Below are 21135 nucleotides of genomic sequence, written 5' to 3' on the forward strand. Positions count from 1 at the left end.
GTGAGGTGTATAATTGAAGTAAGAGAATGTGAGGAGAAGGACCATGATTGTAAAAGTTTGTAATGCAGATTATAGTCTCCAGTGGGATGGGATGTATCAATTTGCTCTTGAAAACTATCCTCAGATTCAAGAATGGGAATTGGAGAAGCTAGCAAAGTTTATTGCTTATGAACAGGACCATCATCGTCAGACCATTGTGGAATGTGAGAATCTTGAATTAAAAATACAAATTCATGATTACTTGCAAGAGCATAGCTTTTTTCCTCCCTACAGACCAAGTCATCGCCTTGTAGCTTCTACCTATGATATCCAGAGGAAGTTGGTTACTTCAAATTATTGTAGTCATACTTGTACAGTTGAGGTGGGTCAGGCTATTTTTCAGACTGGAAAACTCATGTCGGCGGTAAAAGTATTTGGTAAAAGTGGGGCTGAGATAGTTACAGATAGTCGTAATGCAGCTTCTGATCCAGCAGACTATTTTGACTATATCATGTTCGGATGGTCTAATACGACTTCGGGTTACCGACTCGCTATGGAGCGTTTGTTAGGAAGGGCACCTTCTGAAGAGGAATTGCAAGAAAAGTTCATTCCTGGCGTTAGTTTTCATTTTCTGTATGAAGAATTAATTCAAGCACCAGGTTATATCTTTGATGGCTATCATGTTGCGAAGGTAAGAGATAGTTTAGATTTGGATACCTTTCTTCATTTGTGTGTTATTCCTTCAAAAGATAAGGCTTGTTTTGAAGGTTTGATTCCTTGTCAATTACAAGATAGAGTGATTTACCTAGACTATGAGGGAGAAGGGTTACAGGCTTGGAATACCAAGGTTAATCAAGTACTAAATAGTAAGGATAAGTTGAAGTGAAGGAGTAGTGTATGAAAGAGATTGATCAAGCTCTATTGAAAAAAGTGATCATCGAGCGTTCTCGTTCTAGTCATAAGGGAGACTATGGGCGTCTTCTCTTGATTGGAGGGACTTATCCCTATGGGGGAGCGATTATTATGGCTGCTTTAGGGGCGGTTAGAAGCGGTGCAGGCTTGGTGACAGTAGCAACGGATAAAGAGAATATTCCAGCTCTGCATAGCCATCTGCCGGAGGCTATGGCTTTTGACCTTGATGATAAGCAATTACTGGAGCAACAGTTACAGAAAGCAAGTGTTGTCTTGGTCGGACCTGGACTAGTGGATGATGAGCGTGGAGAAGAGCTTCTCCAAACAGTCTTTCATCATTCAAATCAAGACCAGACTCTCATACTGGATGGTGGTGCCTTATCCATTTTTGCTAAGACGGGAATGAAATTTCCTAAAGGTCAGCTTGTTTTAACTCCTCACCAAAGGGAATGGCAAGTCTTGTCAGGCTTAGATTTGGATTCCCATGGAACCGAGGAAACAGGAGAGGCTTTGAAGAGCTTTCCTTCAGGAACGATTTTAGTCCAAAAAGGTCCAGCTACTCGAATCTGGCAAGCTGGACAAGTTGATTGTTATCAGTTGAGTGTTGGTGGCCCTTATCAGGCGACTGGCGGCATGGGGGATACTCTGGCTGGGATGATCGCTGGCTTTGCAGGCCAATTTACCCAAGCAAGTCTCTATGAAAGAGTGACTGTAGCGACCTATCTACACTCAGCAATTGCCCAAGAACTAGCTGAAGACAACTATGTAGTCTTGCCAACCATGATTAGTCAACAGATTCCAGCCTTTATGAAGAAGATACAAAAAGACACCTGAGGTTTTCAGGTGCCTTTTAAGGATTAGAAGAGGCCTTTGACCTTATCAACAAGATTACCGATTCCTTCTGATCCTGAAATCAAACTTTGAGCCTGACTAAGGTATTCACCGAGTTGGTCCTTGTTTTCTTCGACAAAGGTTTTTGCAGCAGCCAAATCTTTTTTCTCGATTAGCTCTTTTACTTGATTAAACAAATCTAATGGGTTCATGATGTCCCTCCCTTTCTACCCTTCTATTCAATCATTTTTTAGAAAAACTTGCAAGAAACTTGACCCTTTCAATAAAGTTCATGGATGTCAAATTGTGTAAATTTTGATATAATTTTTAATGATGAATTTTAGAAATGATCGGTACGTGGTCGTGGATTTAGAGGCGACCAGTACCGGAAGCAAGGCAAAAATTATCCAGGTAGGCATCGTGGTCATTGAAAATGGCGAGATTGTTGACCAATTTGCAACGGATGTCAATCCCCACGAACCCTTGGATTCTCATATCAAAGAATTAACGGGATTGACCGATCAGCGACTGGCAGAGGCACCGGAGTTTTCTCAGGTGGCTGGAAAAATTTTTGACTTGGTCAAGGACGGTGTTTTTGTTGCGCACAATGTCCAGTTCGATGCTAATTTGTTGGCAGAATTCCTCTTTTTCGAAGGCTATGAATTGCGCACTCCCCGTATCGATACAGTCGAGTTGGCTCAGGTATTTTATCCTCAACTTGAAAAATATAATCTGGGAATTCTCTGTCAAGAGTTAGGAATTCCTCTAGAACAAGCCCATACTGCCCTATCAGATGCCCAAGCCACAGCAGAGCTCTTTCTCTGTATGCGTCAAAAAATGTTTCAACTGCCAAAAGGCTTATTGGAGCGCTTGTTAAGTTTGTCAGGTGGTCTTTTATATGAGTCTTATCTGGTCATCGAGGAAGTTTATCAGAAGCAGTCCATCCTAGTTGAACATGACTTGGTAGAGGTGCAAGGTTTATTTTTAAGAAAAGAAAAGCCAGACCTTTCTCCACGTAAACTATCTAAAGATTTCCAAACCAATATTGCCTTGTTGGATTTGGAAGATAGAGCCTCGCAAGCTAGCTTTGCTCAAAAGGTTCAAGCTTTTCTACAGAAAGAGAAGCTTGCCTTTGTGCAAGCTCAGACTGGAATTGGGAAAACCTATGGCTACCTTCTGCCTGCTTTGTCACTGGAACATAGTGAGGGAATTCTCCTCAGTGTTCCTACTAAAGTTCTACAAAATCAAGTGATGCAAGAAGAGGCTCGTAGATTGGAAGAGGTCTTTCACCTTTCGATTCATAATCTTAAAGGACCACAGAATTATTTAAAACTAGATGCCTTTCATCATGCATTAGAGGAAGAAGAGTCCAATCGCTTATACACACGTTTCAAGATGCAACTCCTAGTTTGGTTGACTGAAACAGAAACTGGAGATTTAGATGAGATTGGACAGCTTTACCGTTACCAGCAGTTTTTACCAAACTTGGTGCATGATGGGAATCTTCCCAAAGCTTCTCTCTTTTGGTTAGAGGATTTTTGGAGACGGGGGCAGAAAAAAGCTCGCTCTTGCCAGCTACTTGTGACAAATCATGCTTATCTCGTTACCCGACTTGAGGATGATCCCAGTCTACTAGAGGGCCGTCTCTTGATTTTGGATGAGGCCCAGAAGATCTTACTAACTTTGGAAAATCTTTTACAGAAGAGTTTCGTTTTAAACGACATAGTAGACCAGCTAGATCAAGCCTTAGTTCGAGAAAAAGGGACGCTTCAAAGACGCTTGATGGAGAGTATTCGCTTTGAGCTTTGTCACTTGATGGATCAGTTCCTATCTGGTAAGCGTAGAATGTGCCCTGCGACAACCATGGCACAACTCCAACAGGATTTCTCAGAGTTAGAAGTTCAAAGTTTCCAAGATTATCAGCGATTTTTCTGTACTGATGGAGAATTTTGGTTATCAGCCTCAGACTTGTCTAGCAAGAAGGTTGTCATTTCTTCCAGTCGCAATCAACGTCTGCTCTTTTCGGAAATCTTTCCAGAGAGTTGTCAACTCTTAGCTGTCTCCGCAACCTTGGAAATTAGTAGCAGAGTAACTTTACCAGAACTAATGGGATTCCCGCATGCAGCCTTTGACAGACTGGATGAGAATTTTCAAGAAAATCAAGAAATTTTGGTTGTTAAGGATTTTCCGTTGGTGACTGAAACCTCTCAAGAAGACTATGCTCATGCTCTTGTAGAAGTGCTGGAAGATTTGTCTTACCTTGAAGAGCCCATGCTCGTTTTATTCACTTCAAAAGACCTTTTGTTGCAGGTATCAGATTCTTTATCTCTTTCTCATTTAGCCCAGTATAAGAACGGAGATCCTGCTCAACTCAAGAAACGATTTGAAAGAGGAGACTCTCAACTCTTACTAGGGACAGGAAGTTTTTGGGAGGGAGTTGATTTTGCAACTCACCCTCGAGTGATTGAAGTGGTGACACGGCTGCCCTTCCAAAATCCAGAAGATCCCTTTACGAAAAAAATGAATCAGGAACTGCGTCTTGAAGGGAAAAATCCTTTCTATGACTATCAACTGCCAATGGCTATTGTTCGCCTCAAACAAGCGATAGGTAGAACCATGCGTCGTCTTGGACAACGCTCCTCTGTCCTGATCTTGGATAGCCGAATGACAAGCAAGCGATATGGAAAGCAGATTGGCAAGGCCTTGTCACAGACTAGTCGAGTCAGAGAAGTTGGCAAAGAGCAAATATTCTCAAAAGTTCAAGAATTTTTACACAAAAAATAAAATAAACATCTGAAAGAATGAAGGAGACCTTTATGAAACGTTCTCTCGACTCTCGAGTCGATTATAGTTTGATTCTACCAGTATTCTGTTTGCTGGTGATTGGAGTGGTAGCTATTTACATTGCTGTTAGCCATGACTATCCACATAATATCTGGCCTATTCTCGGTCAGCAACTAGCTTGGATTGTCTTGGGAATTGTTATCAGCTTTGTAGTCATGTTCTTTAATACAAAATTTTTATGGCAGGCGACTCCCTATCTCTACGCCCTAGGTCTAGTCCTCATGGTCTTACCCTTGGTTTTCTACAACCCTAGTTTGGTCGCAGCAACAGGGGCAAAAAACTGGGTGTCAATCGGTGGAGTGACACTTTTCCAGCCTTCTGAATTTATGAAAATTTCCTATATTTTGATCTTGGCTCGGGTCATTGTTCAATTCACACAGAAACACAAGGAAAGTGAACGAACGATTCCTTTAGACTTCCTCTTGATACTGTGGATGATTATCTTCACGCTACCAGTCTTAGGTTTACTGGCCCTGCAGAGTGACTTAGGAACGGCCTTGGTCTTTGTCGCAATCTTTGCGGGACTGGTCTTGCTTTCTGGGGTATCATGGAAAATCATCATTCCAATTTTTGTAACAGCTGTATCGGGAATTGCAGGATTTTTGGCAATTTTCATCACAAAAGATGGGCGTGCTTTCATACATCAAATCGGGATGCCAACCTATCAGATTAACCGTATCCTTGCCTGGCTCAATCCATTTGATTATGCACAAACGACCACCTATCAACAGGCCCAAGGGCAAATCGCCATCGGTAGTGGAGGTCTGTTTGGTCAAGGATTTAATGTATCCAATCTCCTTATTCCCGTTCGTGAGAGTGATATGATTTTTACAGTTATTGCAGAAGATTTTGGTTTTATCGGCTCTGTCCTTGTAATTACACTTTATCTCCTACTGATCTATCGAATGTTAAAAATCACTCTGAAGTCCAATAACCAATTTTATACCTACATTTCAACTGGATTTATTATGATGCTCTTGTTCCATATTTTTGAAAATATTGGGGCGGTGACAGGCCTACTACCTCTGACAGGGATTCCTTTGCCGTTCATTTCCCAAGGGGGATCAGCCATTATCAGTAATCTGATTGGTGTCGGTCTGCTTCTATCTATGAGTTATCAAACGCATCTAGCCGATGAAAAGAGCGGTAAGACAAGATTTAAACGGAAGAAAGTTGTTTTGAAAAAAGTTAAATAAGGAGTAAATCATGGCTAAAGTTGCAGTTATCTTAGCAGATGGCTTTGAAGAAATCGAAGCCCTAACAGTTGTGGACGTATTACGTCGTGCTAATATTACTTGTCATATGGTTGGTTTTGAAGCCCAAGTGACGGGATCACATGCCATTCAGGTACAAGCTGATCGTGTGTTTGATGGTGATTTATCTGACTACGACATGATTGTCTTACCAGGGGGCATGCCAGGATCAGCAAATTTACGCGATCATGAACTTTTGATTGCTGAACTTCAAAAATTTGAGCAAGTCGGTAAAAAAGTAGCAGCCATCTGTGCAGCACCAATTGTTCTGAATCGGGCTGGTCTCCTTAAAGATAAAGAGTTCACCTGCTACGATGGTGTTCAAGAGCAAATTGCTGATGGTCACTATCGTAAGGAAACAGTTGTTGTCGACGGTCAGTTAACAACTAGTCGCGGTCCAGCCACTGCACTTGCCTTTGCTTATAACCTAGTGGAACAACTTGGTGGCGATGCAAATGGTTTGAGAGAAGCTATGCTTTATCGTGATGTGTTTGGATTAGATTAACTAAAACGAGAGGAATCTATCAATTAGGGGATTCTTCTCGTTTTTTACTGTTAAAATAGAAGGAAATCGTCGCTTTTTTCATAAAAAAATGCTATAATGAAGGGTATGAAATATCACGATTACATCTGGGATTTAGGTGGAACTTTACTTGATAATTATGAGACTTCGACCGCGGCTTTTGTGGAAACATTAGCTCAATTTGGAATCGAAGAAGAACATGATAAAGTTTACAATGCCTTGAAAGTGTCAACTGCTTTTGCGATTGACCAATTTGCCCCAACAATAGAGCATTTTTTAGAAAAATATAAGGAAAATGAAGCGCGAGAGCTTGAACATCCTGCCTTGTTTGAGGGAGTACCTGCTTTATTGGAGGAAATCTCAGATCAGGGAGGACGGAACTTTTTGGTTTCGCATCGCAATGACCAAGTTTTGGATATCCTTGAAAAGACGGGTATTGCTAGCTATTTTACAGAAGTAGTAACAGCTAGTTCTGGTTTCAAGAGAAAACCAAATCCAGAGTCTATGATCTATTTGCGAGATAAGTATAAGATTAGTTCTGGTATCGTTATTGGTGATCGACCTATAGACATTGAAGCTGGACAGGCAGCAGGCTTAGCGACGCATCTCTTTAAAAATATCGTGACATTGAGACAAGTATTAGACATGTAAGAAAAAGGAAAAAAAGAAAAAGGGAAAAAATGACAGAAGAAATCAAAAACCAACAGGCACAGGATTATGATGCCAGTCAGATTCAAGTTTTGGAAGGTCTGGAAGCCGTTCGTATGCGTCCTGGAATGTATATCGGATCGACTTCAAAAGAAGGTCTTCACCACCTAGTCTGGGAAATCGTTGATAACTCTATCGATGAGGCCTTGGCGGGATTTGCTAGTCATATTCAGGTCTTTATTGAGCCAGATGACTCTATTACGGTTGTTGATGATGGACGTGGTATCCCTGTTGATATTCAAGAAAAGACAGGTCGCCCTGCCGTTGAAACTGTCTTTACCGTTCTTCACGCTGGAGGTAAATTTGGCGGTGGCGGTTACAAGGTTTCAGGTGGACTCCACGGTGTAGGTTCATCGGTTGTAAATGCCCTCTCAACTCAGTTGGATGTTCGTGTTCATAAAAACGGGAAAATCCATTACCAAGAATATCGTCGTGGACATGTTGTTGCTGACCTTGAGGTGATTGGAGATACAGATAAAACAGGTACAACCGTACACTTCACGCCAGACCCAGAGATTTTTACAGAAACAACAACTTTTGATTTTGATAAATTAAACAAGCGGATCCAGGAGCTAGCCTTTTTGAACCGTGGCCTTCAAATTTCCATCACTGACAAACGTGAGGGACTTGAACAAACAAAAAACTACCACTACGAAGGTGGGATTGCGAGCTACGTTGAGTACATAAACGAAAACAAGGATGTTATCTTTGATACACCAATCTACACAGATGGTGAAATGGATGACATCACAGTCGAAGTTGCGATGCAGTATACAACAGGTTACCACGAAAATGTCATGAGTTTCGCCAACAATATTCATACCCATGAAGGTGGAACACATGAGCAAGGTTTCCGTACAGCCTTAACTCGTGTTATCAATGACTACGCTCGTAAAAACAAATTGCTGAAAGATAACGAGGATAACCTTACAGGTGAGGATGTCCGCGAAGGATTGACAGCCGTTATCTCTGTTAAACATCCAAACCCACAGTTTGAAGGACAAACAAAGACCAAGCTTGGAAATAGCGAAGTTGTCAAGATTACTAATCGCCTCTTTAGTGAAGCATTTTCAGACTTCCTAATGGAAAATCCACAGATTGCTAAGCGGATTGTTGAAAAAGGGATTCTGGCAGCTAAGGCGCGTGTGGCAGCCAAACGTGCGCGTGAAGTTACCCGTAAGAAGTCAGGTTTAGAAATTTCAAACCTTCCAGGGAAATTAGCAGACTGTTCTTCAAATAATCCAGCTGAAACTGAACTTTTCATCGTCGAAGGAGATTCAGCGGGAGGTTCTGCAAAGTCTGGTCGTGACCGTGAATTCCAAGCGATTTTACCGATTCGCGGTAAAATCCTCAACGTTGAAAAGGCCAGCATGGATAAAATCCTTGCCAATGAAGAAATCCGTAGCCTTTTCACAGCTATGGGAACAGGCTTTGGTGCCGAATTTGATGTCAGCAAGGCCCGTTACCAAAAACTCGTTATCATGACGGATGCCGATGTCGATGGAGCTCACATCCGTACTCTCTTGTTAACCTTGATTTATCGTTATATGAAACCCGTTTTAGAAGCAGGTTATGTTTATATCGCTCAACCACCAATTTACGGTGTTAAGGTCGGCAGTGAAATTAAAGAATACATCCAACCTGGAGCAGATCAAGAAATCCGTCTACAGGAAGCCTTAGCTCGCTATAGTGAAGGACGTTCAAAACCAACTATTCAGCGTTATAAAGGTCTTGGAGAAATGGATGACCATCAACTTTGGGAAACAACTATGAACCCAGAACATCGTCTCATGGCGCGTGTATCAGTTGATGATGCTGCAGAAGCAGATAAAATCTTTGATATGCTCATGGGCGACCGCGTAGAACCACGTCGAGAATTTATTGAAGAAAATGCTGTTTACAGTACGCTTGACGTTTAAAAAAATTTGGAAATAGTTCCCATGGTTTGAAAAATATGATATAATCATTACAATTGTTTCAAGTATAAAAAGGAGTTTGATATGTCTGATAATCTGTTGATTATTATTATGATTGTAATCGCGACTCTTCTGATCATTGCTTATGTTGTAGCGATTTTGTTACGCAAACGAAATGAAAAGAGGCTCGCAGTACTAGAAGGAAGAAAGGAAGAGTTGTATAACCTTCCAGTTAACGATGAAGTTGAAGCTGTTAAGAATATGCATCTGATTGGTCAAAGTCAGATTGCATTTAGAGAGTGGAACCAAAAATGGGTAGACCTATCCCTCAACTCATTTGCAGATATTGAGAATAATCTGTTTGAAGCAGAAGGGTACAATAATTCATTTCGCTTCTTGAAAGCTCAACACAAAATTGATCAAATTGAAAGCCAAATTACCCTTATCGAAGAAGATATTGCTTCCATTCGAAATGCTTTGGCAGATCTAGAAAAACAAGAATCAAAAAATAGTGGTCGTGTCTTGCATGCTTTAGATTTATTTGAAAGCCTGCAGAAAACAGTCGCAGAAGATTCTGAGAAATATGGTCAAGCACTTCCTGAAATTGAAAAACAATTGGAGAACATCCAATCTGAATTTTCTCAATTTGTGACGCTAAACTCTTCAGGAGATCCAGTTGAAGCAGCAGGAATTTTGGATAATGCTGAAAACCATATTCTCGCTTTGACACATATCGTAGAGAGAATTCCAGCAATTGTTACTAAACTAACGACAGAACTCCCTGATCAACTTGAAGATCTGGAGGTTGGCTATCGTAAGTTGCTTGATGCCAACTATCACTTTGTAGAAACTGACATTGAATCACGTTTGCAGTTGTTGTATGAAGCATTGAAAAATAACCAAGAAAATATTAAAAAATTGGAATTGGATAATGCTGAATATGAAAACACTCAGATTCAAGAAGAAATCAATGCTCTCTATAATATTTTCACACGAGAGATTGCTTCTCAAAAGGTTGTTGAAAACTTGTTGTCAACACTTCCAACCTATCTTGACCACTTAAAAGACAACAATCAGGTCTTGGTAAAAGATATTGAACGCTTGAGCAAAACTTACTTGATGTCTGAGAGTGATGTCAATCACGTCCGTCGTCTTCAAGTGGATTTGGATTCCCTAGAAGTTACAGTTAGTGATTTGACTTCAGAACAAGAGGAATATTCAGAAGCTTACTCTGTATTGGAAGAACGTTTAGAAAATGTTCAAGCTACATTAAAAGAAATTGAAGATGATCAAGTTTCAGTGAGCGAACGTCTGGTGCAAATTGAAAAAGACGATGTTAATGCTCGTCAAAAGGCAAATGTTTACGTCAATCGCCTCCACACGATCAAGCGCTACATGGAAAAGAGAAATCTTCCAGGAATCCCACAGAGCTTCTTGAAATTGTTCTTTGCAGCTAGCCACAGTACCGAAGACTTGATGGCAGAGTTAGAACAGTCGCAAGTCAACATTGAGTCTGTCAACCGTATTTTAGAAATTGCAACTCACGATATGGAAATTCTGGAAACAGAAACATACAGCATCGTACAACATGCTACCTTGACTGAACAATTACTTCAATACTCTAACCGCTACAGATCATTTGATGAAGGGATTCAACAAGCCTTCCACGAATCTTTAGAAATCTTTGAAAATGCCTTTGATTATCAAGCATCTTTCGAAAAGATTTCCCAAGCTTTGGAAGTTGCTGAACCAGGGGTAACAAATCGCTTTGTTTCCTCATATGAAAAAACAAGAGAAATCATTCGATTTTAATTAAGAAAAGGCGGTGGGACAGAAATCGATAGACAAAGTCTCGATTTCGTAGTCCCAGCCCCGCGAAGATGATTAGGAGTTTTTGGAGTCTAAAAGACGAACAAAAAGTCCAATCAGCTACCGCGTCAAAGTTTGATTGCTAATAAAAAGTGAGGTCGGGATCTTTTGTCCCAACCTCTTTCTTTTACCTTTCTTTTCTTAAAAAATGGACATTTTCCTATTTATCATTGAAATTATAGGCCTGATTTGATATGATAAGACTATGACTAAAAAAAGAACAAATTGTAAAACAAATGACAAGAAGAAAAGAAATTTATGGATTATTGTGGGGCTTCTATTCTTCACAATCCTAACATTAGGTGCAGGTATTGCTTATAAAGTCTTGACCAAGCAAGCTTTTGAGCAAAAAATTGAAGCACTGAAAAAAGAAAAAGATGATTCCTATTCACAAGGAAGTCAGAAAGAGAATTTTCGTAAGGGGCAGGCAGAAATCATCACCTACTATCCTATGACGGGGGACAAGGTCATTACCTCTGTTCAGGATATCATTGTAAAAGATATTACGGATAAAGTAGAAGATAAAGAACATTTGATTTTTTACTATTCTGAAAAAGATTCATCCTCTATCAAAGGTGTGGAGAGCCATCTTGTAAAAAAACAGGCCTATGACCTGAGTGATTCTACTGTTGTGGAATTGGAAAATACGTCGTTAGATCAGCTTTATCTTAAGGAAGATGGAACCCTGTTTACATTAGATCAGCTCTTTACAGATGCTAGCAAAGCTAAAGAGAAGTTTCTTGAGGATATCAAGTCAACACTCCTTGATAAAAAGATCGAGCAAACACTTGTAGATCAAGTAATAGCCGATTTTTCAGCTAGCGATTTATCATCTTGGAAGTTTGCTTACAAAGATAGTCAATTGGTGTTATATCCAGTTAAAGCAACCAATAATGTAGAAGAAATAGCTTTGCCTATTTCAGACTTCTTTGATGTTGTCCAATCGTCCTATCTAACTGAAAAGGATGCAGAACTTTATAAGAAGGCTCAGGCTGAGAAAAATAAAAAAGTAGTAGCTCTTACCTTTGATGATGGACCAGATGGAAAGACAACTCCACAAGCTTTAGATATTCTAGCCAAGTACAAGATCAAAGCAACCTTCTTTGTACAAGGAAAAAATATTTCAGGTAATGAGTCGATCCTTAAACGTATGCAGTCTGAAGGTCATGAAGTTGGAAACCATAGCTGGAATCATCCAATTTTAACAAAACTGTCATTGGAAGATGCTAAGAAACAAATTACGGATACAGAAGATGCTATTACAAAAGTACTTGGGAAAAGCTCTAAATTGATGCGACCACCATACGGTGCAATCTCAGATGATATTCGCAATAGTCTTGATTTAAGCTTTATCATGTGGGATGTGGATAGTTTGGATTGGAAGAGTAAAAATGAAGCAGCGATTTTGACAGAAATTCAGCGTCAGGCAAGCAATGGATCTATCATTTTAATGCACGATATCCATCAGCCATCAGTAAATTCGCTTCCAAAAGTAATTGAGTATCTACAGGAACAAGGTTATAGTTTTGTGACTGTATCAGATCTACTCAACACTCGTTTGAAGCCACATGAGATTTACTATTCTCGTAACCAGTAAGTCACAGTAGGCAAATATTTAAAAAAATTTAAAAAAGATAGTTTTAATCTTGACAAGTAGGGGAAAACTTGATATCATATAAAAGTTGAGAAAAGCAGAAGTGAGAACTTCTCGCCTTGCGACTAACGTTGTCTGGCCCCTACGGATCAAATTTCAGAAATGAAATACAATCATGTAGTGCGGGTTTGCGTTAGCAAGTCCGCTCTTGTTTTTCTCTAAATTAAAAAAAGAGGTGAAAACCATAGCAAAGCAAGACTTATTCATCAATGATGAAATTCGTGTACGCGAAGTTCGCTTAATCGGTCTTGAAGGTGAGCAATTGGGTATCAAACCACTAAGCGAAGCGCAAGCACTTGCGGACGAAGCTAATGTGGACTTGGTTCTCATTCAACCTCAAGCTAAACCTCCTGTTGCAAAAATTATGGACTACGGCAAGTTCAAATTTGAGTACCAGAAGAAACAAAAAGAGCAGCGCAAAAAACAAAGCGTTGTGACCGTGAAAGAAGTTCGCTTGAGCCCCGTTATCGACAAGGGTGATTTCGAAACTAAACTTCGCAATGCTCGCAAATTCCTTGAAAAAGGGAATAAAGTGAAGGTATCCATTCGCTTTAAGGGGCGTATGATCACCCATAAAGAGATTGGTGCAAAAGTTTTAGCCGACTTCGCTGAAGCAACTCAAGATATTGCTATCATCGAACAACGTGCTAAAATGGATGGACGCCAAATGTTCATGCAGTTGGCCCCAGCAACTGACAAAAAATAATTGTCAGAAAGTTAAATAAAGGAGAAAAAATCATGCCAAAACAAAAAACACACCGCGCATCAGCTAAACGTTTCAAACGTACAGGTTCTGGTGGACTTAAACGTTTCCGTGCTTACACATCTCACCGTTTCCACGGAAAAACTAAAAAACAACGTCGTCATCTTCGTAAAGCATCTATGGTGCATTCAGGAGATTTCAAACGTATCAAGGCAATGCTTACTCGCTTGAAATAATCGCGTATTTGTAAGTAAACAATTCTAGGAAATATTTGGAGGAAATAAAACATGGCACGTGTTAAAGGTGGCGTTGTATCACGCAAACGTCGTAAACGTATTCTTAAATTAGCAAAAGGTTACTATGGAGCTAAACACATCTTGTTCCGTACTGCAAAAGAACAAGTAATGAACTCTTACTACTATGCATACCGTGACCGTCGTCAAAAGAAACGTGACTTCCGTAAATTGTGGATCACACGTATCAATGCGGCAGCTCGTTTGAACGGACTTTCATACTCACAATTGATGCATGGTTTGAAATTGGCTGAGATCGAAGTTAACCGTAAAATGCTTGCTGACTTGGCTGTTAACGATGCAGCAGCTTTCACAGCTCTTGCAGATGCAGCTAAAGCAAAACTTGGTAAATAATTATTCATAAGACTGGTGCAAGTTTGTCCCAGTCTTTTTTAACAAAGGAGAAAAAAATGGCTTCTAAAATGCTACACACTTGCTTGCGAGTTGAAAATCTTGAAAAATCAATCGCTTTTTATCAAGATGCTTTTGGTTTTAAGGAATTACGTCGTAGAGACTTTCCAGACTATGCGTTCACTATTGTTTATCTTGGACTTGAAGGTGATGATTATGAGTTGGAGTTGACTTATAACTATGATCACGGACCATATGTTGTCGGTGACGGTTTTGCTCACATCGCCTTAAGCACACCTGATCTTGAGGCTCTTCATAAAGAACATAGCGACAAAGGCTATGAAGTGACAGCACCTAATGGACTTCCAGGGACTCAACCAAACTATTACTTTATCAAAGATCCAGATGGATACAAGGTAGAAGTGATTCGTGAAAATTCATTATAGTTCCTATCGAGTAGCTTGTATGCTACTCGTTTTTTTAATTTGTAGTAGAATGAAAGAAAAAGAATGGCGTCAAGGTCATGAAAGTTCATGTAAAAGATGATTTTTGGCAACTATTTCCAGATGCTCAAATCTCTGTATTGGTGGTAAAAGGTCTCAACAATACTATTGATGAGAGTGACGATCCATATTTTAAAGCTTTATTAGATGAAGGAACAAAAAAAGCCCGGACTTTTATAGCAGATGAGAATTTTACTCAGAATGAAGTGATTCAAGAATGGCATCAGGCATTCACTTAATTCAAAACCAAAAAATGTGCTCGTTCTTCTATTGAAGCTTTATTAAAGCGTGTAAGTCAAGGAAGAGAATTTAATCCAATAAATCCTTTGGTAGATATTTATAATAGTGTTTCACTTTCTTACGCTGTTCCTTGTGGGGGAGAGGATTTAGCTAAGATTGTTGGTGACTTATGTCTTGGAAGAGCTCAAGGGAATGAATCCTTCTTTCCACTAGGGGCTGAAAGTGATGCTCCAGCATTAGCTGATGAAATGATTTATTTTGATGACCAGGGTGCGGTTTGTCGGTGTTTAAACTGGCGTGAAGCCCAAAGAACCATGTTAACAGAAGAAACCAAAGATGCTGTTTTAGTCATTGAAGCTATCAATGAAGAACAGGCATCACGAGCTCGGGAAGCAATGCTAGAATTACATACTAAAATTGAGGAATATTTTGGTATCAGTGGTAAGATCAGCCACTTGACAGCTACAAATCCTATCCTAGAGGTAGAATAATGAATGGGAATCACGGTTAATTCAACTGTGATTCTTTTTTTCCAAGGGAAGAAAGAAATTGTTTTTCTATTTTTTAAAATGGTATAATATAAGAAGAAAAAGGGAGGTGATAGCGAGTGATTGCACAACTTGATACAAAAACGGTTTATAGTTTCATGGAGAGTATGATTTCCATTCAGAAGTATGTTGACCAAGGGAAAGCATACGGCTACTCAGCACTTGGAATCATGGATGTTGACAATCTTTATGGAGCTTATTATTTTATCAAAGAGTGCCAAAAGCAAGGGATCCAGCCCTTATTAGGTCTGGAGATGACAGTTCATCATAAGGAAGAACTGATAGATCTGCGCTTTCTAGCCCTATCAAATCGTGGTTATCGAAATCTTATGAAGCTTTCGAGTCAAAAAATGACAGGTAAAAAGGAATGGACTGATTTTTCTCCTTACCTTGAAGATATTTGCATCATTGTTCCCTACTTTCAGGAAATAGTTAATTTGGATTTGGGACATGACTACTATATCGGAGTTTATCCAGATACAGCTCAGTCGAATTTTTCTCGACCAATTCTCCCTCTTTATTGTGTTAATTCTTTCGAACCTGAGGATTTAGAAACGCTTCAAATGCTCAAGGCGATTAAGGAAAATGTGACCTTGCGAGAGGTGGATGTTCAAGCGCAACAAGGCTTGTTTTTACCTGCTGACCGTTTAGAACAGATTTTTTTAGAGAAATTTCCACTCGCGCTTGAAAATCTGGCAAGATTAATCAAGGAAGCTTCCTATGAGATTGATAGTAGCCTCAAGCTTCCACGCTTCAATCCAGAGAGACCAGCTGTTGAAGAGTTGCGCGAAAGAGCTATCAAGGGCTTGGAACAGAAAGGCTTACTAGATTCAGTTTATCAGGCTCGTTTGGAAGAAGAACTATCTGTGATTCATGACATGGGATTCGATGACTATTTCTTGGTTGTCTGGGATCTCTTACGTTTTGGTCGTTCTCAGGGATATTATATGGGAATGGGACGTGGGTCTGCAGTTGGAAGTCTAGTGGCCTATGCCTTAAATATTACTGGTATTGATCCTGTAGCTAAGAATCTTATCTTTGAGCGCTTTTTAAATCGTGAACGCTATACCATGCCTGATATCGATATTGATATTCCCGATATCTATCGTCCTGAATTTATCCGCTATGTTCGTGACCGTTATGGTAGTATTCACGCTGCTCAGATAGTCACCTACTCGACTTTTGGTGCCAAACAGGCTATTCGAGATGTTTTTAAACGGTATGGTGTTCCCGAGTATGAGTTGACATCCATAACCAAAAAAATTGGTTTCAAAGATACCTTAACAAGTGCCTATGAAGGGAATCTAGGATTTAGACAACTGATTCAAGGTAAGATTGAGTACCAAAAGGCTTTTGAAATTGCTAAAAAGATAGAAGGCTATCCTCGGCAAACTTCCATCCACGCTGCTGGTGTCGTGATTAGTGATAAAAATCTAACGGACTATATTCCTCTTAAGTATGGTGAGGATATGCTCATTACCCAGTATGATGCGCATGGAGTTGAAGGAAATGGCTTGCTCAAAATGGATTTCTTGGGCTTACGAAACCTAACTTTTGCTCAAAAAATGCAGGAGCTCTTATTTGAAATTCAAGGAATTCAGTTAAGGATTGAGGAAATTGACCTTGAGGATAGGGAAACTTTGGCTCTTTTTGCAGCTGGGAAGACCAAGGGAATCTTTCAGTTTGAACAACCTGGTGCTATTCGCTTATTAAAGCGCGTGAAACCAGAAAGCTTTGAAGAAGTAGTGGCAACGACTTCCCTCAACAGACCGGGGGCGAGTGACTATATCGACAACTTTGTGGCTCGAAAACATGGGAAAGAAAAGGTAACAGTTCTGGACCCAGTTTTGGAAGATATTCTGGCTCCAACTTATGGCATTATGCTTTACCAAGAACAGGTAATGCAAGTCGCACAGCGTTATGCTGGTTTTAGCCTTGGAAAAGCTGATATTTTACGTCGCGCCATGGGGAAAAAGAATGCTGCCGAGATGCACCGAATGGAGGAGAGTTTTATCCAAGGTGCCCTCGAAAAAGGTCATGGAAAGGAAGAGGCTCAGCAGGTTTTTGCTGTCATGGAAAAATTTGCTGGTTATGGTTTCAACCGATCGCATGCTTATGCTTATGCGGCTTTAGCCTTCCAGCTTGCTTACTTTAAAACACATTACCCAGAAATCTTTTATCAAGTCATGCTCAACTATGCCAGTGGAGCTTATATTCTCGATGCGCTTGAAATGGGCTTTGAACTGACACCACTCTCTATCAATACAATCCCATATCAGGATAAATTAACAGAGAAGACTATTTATTTGGGACTTAAGAGTATCAAGGGGATGCCTCGAGATTTTGCCTATTGGATTTTAGAGAATCGTCCTTTTAGTAGTGTCGAAGATTTTGTCACTCGCTTGCCTAAAAATTATCAGAAGTTGAGTCTCTTAACTCCCCTAGTCGAGATTGGTTTATTCGATAGTTTTGAAAAAAATCGCCAAAAAATCTTATCTAATTTACCTACTTTGTTTATTTTTGTGGAAGAATTGGGTAGTTTGTTTGCAGATAATAGCTACAATTGGCTTGAGAGTGAGGATTTTACGCAAGTCGAGAAGTTTCGTAAGGAACAGGAGTGGCTTGGAGTCGGTATCAGTCCGCATCCCTTACTGGTTTTAGCAAAGAATCCCCTCTATCCAATTGTGAGTTTGTCTGAACTATCTGAAGGACAGACAGCTACAGTACTCGTTGAGATAGAATCCATTCGTGTCATTCGTACTAAAAAAGGTGAAAACATGGCTTTTCTGAAAGTTAGTGATAGTAAAACGAAGCTTGAAGTCACAGTTTTTTCTGACCAGTATCGCCAATTTAACAATCTCTTACATGAAGGAAGATTTTACTACCTTAATGGAAAAGTGCAGGCAAGAGACGGTCGCCTTCAGTTAGTATTAAATAATCTAAAAGAAGCAGTGAGTGAACGATTTTGGATTCAGGCTGCTGATCATGAACATGATTCTGAAATTTATCATATTTTAGAACAATACAAGGGACAAATTCCTGTCATCATTCGCTACGAAAATGAACAAAAAAATGTTCTTTTGCCAGGCTATTTTGTTGCAAAAGATGTTAGTTTGCAGGAATCTTTGAGTCAAATAACTATGAAAACGATTTATCGTTAAAAATCAATGAAAATAAAAGAATTTTAACTTTAATTATGGTATAATCAGTTAGAATGTTAAAAGAAAAAGGAGCAAAACCAAATGAAACGTATTGCTGTTTTGACTAGTGGTGGAGACGCCCCTGGTATGAATGCTGCCATCCGTGCAGTAGTTCGTCAAGCAATCTCAGAAGGAATGGAAGTTTTTGGTATCTATGATGGATACGCAGGTATGGTTGCCGGCGAAATTTATCCACTTGATGCTGCTTCAGTGGGAGACATCATTTCACGTGGTGGTACTTTCCTTCACTCTGCTCGTTATCCTGAGTTTGCAAAACTCGAAGGTCAACTTAAAGGGATTGAGCAGTTGAAAAAACACGGTATCGAAGGTGTCGTGGTTATCGGTGGTGACGGTTCTTATCACGGAGCTATGCGCTTGACTGAGCATGGATTCCCTGCTATCGGACTTCCAGGAACAATCGATAACGATATCGTAGGTACTGATTTCACCATCGGATTTGATACTGCAGTTACAACTGCAATGGATGCCATCGATAAGATTCGTGATACCTCATCAAGTCACCGTCGTACTTTCGTAGTTGAAGTTATGGGACGTAATGCTGGAGATATCGCTCTTTGGGCTGGTATTGCCACTGGTGCTGATGAAATTATCATCCCTGAAGAAGGCTTCAAGATGGAAGACATCGTAGCAAGTATCAAAGCTGGATATGAACACGGTAAGAAACACAACATTATCGTTTTGGCAGAAGGTGTTATGTCAGCGGCTGAATTTGGTCAAAAGCTAAAAGAAGCTGGAGATACAAGCGACCTTCGTGTAACTGAACTTGGTCATATCCAACGTGGTGGATCTCCAACTGCTCGTGACCGTGTATTGGCGTCACGCATGGGTGCACACGCTGTTAAACTTCTTAAACAAGGAATCGGTGGTGTCGCTGTTGGTATTCGCAATGAGAAAATGGTTGAAAATCCAATTCTTGGAACTGCAGAAGAAGGAGCTTTGTTTAGCCTAACAGCTGATGGTAATATCGTTGTTAACAACCCTCATAAAGCTGACCTTGAACTTTCTGCTTTGAACAAGAGCTTGTCATAATCAACTTTAACTAAACTGGTAAAATGACCATAAAAGGTCAAATTATATAAAGGAGTCACAAAAATCATGAACAAACGTGTAAAAATCGTTGCAACTTTGGGTCCTGCGGTAGAAATCCGTGGTGGTAAAAAATTCGGTGAAGACGGATATTGGGGTGAAAAACTTGACGTTGAAGCTTCAGCTAAAAACATTGCTCAATTGATTGAAGCAGGAGCTAACACTTTCCGTTTCAACTTCTCACACGGTGACCACCAAGAACAAGGTGACCGTATGGCAACTGTTAAACTTGCAGAAAAACTTGCAGGTAAAAAAGTTGGTTTCCTTCTTGATACTAAAGGACCAGAAATCCGTACTGAATTGTTCGAAGGTGAAGCTAAAGAGTACTCATACAAAACTGGTGAAAAAATCCGTGTTGCAACTAAACAAGGTATCAAATCAACTCGTGAAGTGATTGCTTTGAACGTTGCTGGAGCTCTTGACATCTATGATGACGTTGAAGTTGGTCGCCAAGTATTGGTTGACGATGGTAAACTTGGTCTTCGTGTTGTAGAAAAAGACGATGCAACTCGTGAATTTGTCGTTGAAGTTGAAAACGACGGTGTTATCGCTAAACAAAAAGGTGTAAACATCCCTAACACTAAAATTCCTTTCCCAGCTCTTGCTGAACGTGATAACGCTGATATCCGCTTCGGTCTTGAACAAGGTATCAACTTTATCGCGATCTCATTCGTACGTACTGCAAAAGACGTGAACGAAGTTCGTGCAATCTGTGAAGAAACTGGTAACGGTCACGTTCAATTGTTCGCTAAAATCGAAAACCAACAAGGTATCGATAACTTGGACGAAATCATTGAAGCTGCTGATGGTATCATGATCGCTCGTGGTGACATGGGTATCGAAGTACCATTTGAAATGGTTCCAGTTTACCAAAAAATGATCATCACTAAAGTGAACGCTGCTGGTAAAGTTGTCATCACTGCAACAAACATGCTTGAAACAATGACTGAAAAACCACGTGCAACCCGTTCAGAAGTATCAGACGTATTCAACGCTGTTATCGACGGAACTGATGCTACAATGCTTTCAGGTGAGTCAGCAAATGGTAAATACCCACTTGAGTCTGTTCGTACAATGGCAACTATCGATAAGAACGCTCAAACTCTTCTTAACGAATACGGACGTTTGAACTCAGATTCATTTGAGCGTAACTCTAAGACAGAAGTTATGGCTTCAGCAGTTAAAGACGCTACAAACTCAATGGACATCAAATTGGTTGTAACTCTTACTAAGACTGGTCACACAGCACGTTTGATCTCTAAATATCGTCCAAATGCTGATATCTTGGCATTGACATTTGACGAATTGACAGAACGTGGATTGATGTTGAACTGGGGTGTTATCCCAATGTTGACAGAAGCTCCATCATCAACTGATGACATGTTTGAAATTGCAGAACGTAAAGCAGTTGAAGCAGGTCTTGTACAATCTGGTGACGATATCGTTATCGTTGCAGGTGTGCCACTTGGTGAAGCAGTTCGTACTAACACAATGCGTATCCGCACTGTACGTTAATCTAATATTAAAAAACCTATCATATCAAGCTTTATAGCTTGTATGATAGGTCTTTTTTTGGGCTCTTTGTCAACTGTAGTGGGTTGAATAAAAGCTAACATCTGGAGAGGACAATCGTTGTCCTCTCCATTTTTATATTCAGAGCGATGAAAATTCGTTTCTTAAAGTTGTCAAAGTTCCTAAAAC

Annotated in this window: 17 protein-coding genes, 1 pseudogene and 1 other annotated feature; of the genes and pseudogenes, 17 read left to right on the forward strand and 1 reads right to left on the reverse strand. The window is 40.0% G+C overall.

Annotation, left to right across the window (positions count from 1 at the left end; all coding sequences use genetic code 11):
- Positions 1-43 precede the first annotated feature (43 nt).
- Positions 44-865 carry a phosphate ABC transporter ATPase gene (locus QM867_RS04155; protein ID WP_414315220.1) on the forward strand — a complete coding sequence of 274 codons (822 nt, stop codon included), beginning with the start codon at positions 44-46 and terminating at the stop codon, positions 863-865.
- A gap of 11 nt (positions 866-876) precedes the next feature.
- A complete protein-coding gene (locus tag QM867_RS04160) occupies positions 877-1725 on the forward strand; it encodes an NAD(P)H-hydrate dehydratase (protein WP_414315221.1) in 849 nt (282 codons plus the stop codon).
- A gap of 23 nt (positions 1726-1748) precedes the next feature.
- Here the strand turns inward: QM867_RS04160 and QM867_RS04165 are convergent, their stop codons facing one another.
- A complete protein-coding gene (locus tag QM867_RS04165) occupies positions 1749-1934 on the reverse strand; it encodes a hypothetical protein (protein ID WP_075230421.1) in 186 nt (61 codons plus the stop codon).
- 118 nt (positions 1935-2052) lie between these two features.
- Here QM867_RS04165 and QM867_RS04170 point away from each other — a divergent pair, with 118 nt between their 5' ends.
- The 15 genes and pseudogenes from QM867_RS04170 to pyk all read left to right on the forward strand — a co-directional run bounded on the left by QM867_RS04170 (position 2053) and on the right by pyk (position 20949).
- On the forward strand, positions 2053-4506 hold the full coding sequence (locus QM867_RS04170) for a bifunctional DnaQ family exonuclease/ATP-dependent helicase (protein ID WP_414315222.1): 2454 nt from the start codon (positions 2053-2055) through the stop codon (positions 4504-4506).
- Between the two features lie 32 nt (positions 4507-4538).
- Entirely contained in the window at positions 4539-5762 is a 1224-nt protein-coding gene (locus tag QM867_RS04175; protein WP_075231562.1) for an FtsW/RodA/SpoVE family cell cycle protein, read from the forward strand.
- A gap of 10 nt (positions 5763-5772) precedes the next feature.
- Positions 5773-6324 carry a DJ-1 family glyoxalase III gene (locus QM867_RS04180; RefSeq protein WP_075231563.1) on the forward strand — a complete coding sequence of 184 codons (552 nt, stop codon included), beginning with the start codon at positions 5773-5775 and terminating at the stop codon, positions 6322-6324.
- A gap of 105 nt (positions 6325-6429) precedes the next feature.
- A complete protein-coding gene (locus tag QM867_RS04185; RefSeq protein ID WP_075231575.1) occupies positions 6430-6993 on the forward strand; it encodes an HAD family hydrolase in 564 nt (187 codons plus the stop codon).
- 29 nt (positions 6994-7022) lie between these two features.
- A complete protein-coding gene (gene gyrB, locus QM867_RS04190) occupies positions 7023-8969 on the forward strand; it encodes a DNA topoisomerase (ATP-hydrolyzing) subunit B (RefSeq protein WP_075231564.1) in 1947 nt (648 codons plus the stop codon).
- Between the two features lie 81 nt (positions 8970-9050).
- Complete coding sequence (ezrA, locus tag QM867_RS04195) at positions 9051-10778, forward strand: septation ring formation regulator EzrA (RefSeq protein ID WP_414315223.1); 1728 nt, start codon at positions 9051-9053, stop codon at positions 10776-10778.
- 262 nt (positions 10779-11040) lie between these two features.
- Entirely contained in the window at positions 11041-12432 is a 1392-nt protein-coding gene (pgdA, locus tag QM867_RS04200; RefSeq protein WP_248034598.1) for a peptidoglycan-N-acetylglucosamine deacetylase PgdA, read from the forward strand.
- Between the two features lie 86 nt (positions 12433-12518).
- Positions 12519-12649: a sequence feature (ribosomal protein L20 leader region), on the forward strand.
- Between the two features lie 15 nt (positions 12650-12664).
- Positions 12665-13195 carry a translation initiation factor IF-3 gene (gene infC / locus QM867_RS04205; protein WP_006149857.1) on the forward strand — a complete coding sequence of 177 codons (531 nt, stop codon included), beginning with the start codon at positions 12665-12667 and terminating at the stop codon, positions 13193-13195.
- 32 nt (positions 13196-13227) lie between these two features.
- The gene (rpmI, locus tag QM867_RS04210; protein WP_001125942.1) at positions 13228-13428 is read left to right on the forward strand and encodes a 50S ribosomal protein L35; all 201 of its coding nucleotides are present in this window, start codon (positions 13228-13230) and stop codon (positions 13426-13428) included.
- A gap of 51 nt (positions 13429-13479) precedes the next feature.
- Positions 13480-13839 (forward strand): 50S ribosomal protein L20, encoded by a 360-nt coding sequence (rplT, locus tag QM867_RS04215; RefSeq protein ID WP_000124830.1) that lies wholly within the window; start codon positions 13480-13482, stop codon positions 13837-13839.
- A 56-nt stretch (positions 13840-13895) separates the two neighbouring features.
- Positions 13896-14282, forward strand: coding sequence for a VOC family protein (locus QM867_RS04220; RefSeq protein ID WP_000157160.1), 387 nt, complete (start codon positions 13896-13898; stop codon positions 14280-14282).
- Positions 14283-14359: 77 nt separating this feature from the next.
- Positions 14360-15070, forward strand: a pseudogene (locus tag QM867_RS04225) (B3/4 domain-containing protein).
- Between the two features lie 116 nt (positions 15071-15186).
- Complete coding sequence (locus QM867_RS04230; protein ID WP_414315224.1) at positions 15187-18288, forward strand: DNA polymerase III subunit alpha; 3102 nt, start codon at positions 15187-15189, stop codon at positions 18286-18288.
- A gap of 81 nt (positions 18289-18369) precedes the next feature.
- The gene (gene pfkA, locus QM867_RS04235; protein WP_371607431.1) at positions 18370-19377 is read left to right on the forward strand and encodes a 6-phosphofructokinase; all 1008 of its coding nucleotides are present in this window, start codon (positions 18370-18372) and stop codon (positions 19375-19377) included.
- A 66-nt stretch (positions 19378-19443) separates the two neighbouring features.
- Complete coding sequence (pyk, locus tag QM867_RS04240) at positions 19444-20949, forward strand: pyruvate kinase (RefSeq protein WP_001042821.1); 1506 nt, start codon at positions 19444-19446, stop codon at positions 20947-20949.
- Positions 20950-21135 lie beyond the last annotated feature (186 nt).

The organism is Streptococcus infantis, assembly GCF_047463635.1.
In the GTDB taxonomy this organism is placed as follows: domain Bacteria; phylum Bacillota; class Bacilli; order Lactobacillales; family Streptococcaceae; genus Streptococcus; species Streptococcus infantis_W.

Coding starts and splice junctions, on each gene's coding strand:
- QM867_RS04155 (WP_414315220.1), top strand. CDS start 44: ATGATTGTAAAAGTTTGTAATGCAGATTATAGTCTCCAGTGGGATGGG.
- QM867_RS04160 (WP_414315221.1), top strand. CDS start 877: ATGAAAGAGATTGATCAAGCTCTATTGAAAAAAGTGATCATCGAGCGT.
- QM867_RS04165 (WP_075230421.1), bottom strand. CDS start 1,934: ATGAACCCATTAGATTTGTTTAATCAAGTAAAAGAGCTAATCGAGAAA.
- QM867_RS04170 (WP_414315222.1), top strand. CDS start 2,053: ATGATGAATTTTAGAAATGATCGGTACGTGGTCGTGGATTTAGAGGCG.
- QM867_RS04175 (WP_075231562.1), top strand. CDS start 4,539: ATGAAACGTTCTCTCGACTCTCGAGTCGATTATAGTTTGATTCTACCA.
- QM867_RS04180 (WP_075231563.1), top strand. CDS start 5,773: ATGGCTAAAGTTGCAGTTATCTTAGCAGATGGCTTTGAAGAAATCGAA.
- QM867_RS04185 (WP_075231575.1), top strand. CDS start 6,430: ATGAAATATCACGATTACATCTGGGATTTAGGTGGAACTTTACTTGAT.
- gyrB (WP_075231564.1), top strand. CDS start 7,023: ATGACAGAAGAAATCAAAAACCAACAGGCACAGGATTATGATGCCAGT.
- ezrA (WP_414315223.1), top strand. CDS start 9,051: ATGTCTGATAATCTGTTGATTATTATTATGATTGTAATCGCGACTCTT.
- pgdA (WP_248034598.1), top strand. CDS start 11,041: ATGACTAAAAAAAGAACAAATTGTAAAACAAATGACAAGAAGAAAAGA.
- rpmI (WP_001125942.1), top strand. CDS start 13,228: ATGCCAAAACAAAAAACACACCGCGCATCAGCTAAACGTTTCAAACGT.
- rplT (WP_000124830.1), top strand. CDS start 13,480: ATGGCACGTGTTAAAGGTGGCGTTGTATCACGCAAACGTCGTAAACGT.
- QM867_RS04220 (WP_000157160.1), top strand. CDS start 13,896: ATGGCTTCTAAAATGCTACACACTTGCTTGCGAGTTGAAAATCTTGAA.
- pfkA (WP_371607431.1), top strand. CDS start 18,370: ATGAAACGTATTGCTGTTTTGACTAGTGGTGGAGACGCCCCTGGTATG.
- pyk (WP_001042821.1), top strand. CDS start 19,444: ATGAACAAACGTGTAAAAATCGTTGCAACTTTGGGTCCTGCGGTAGAA.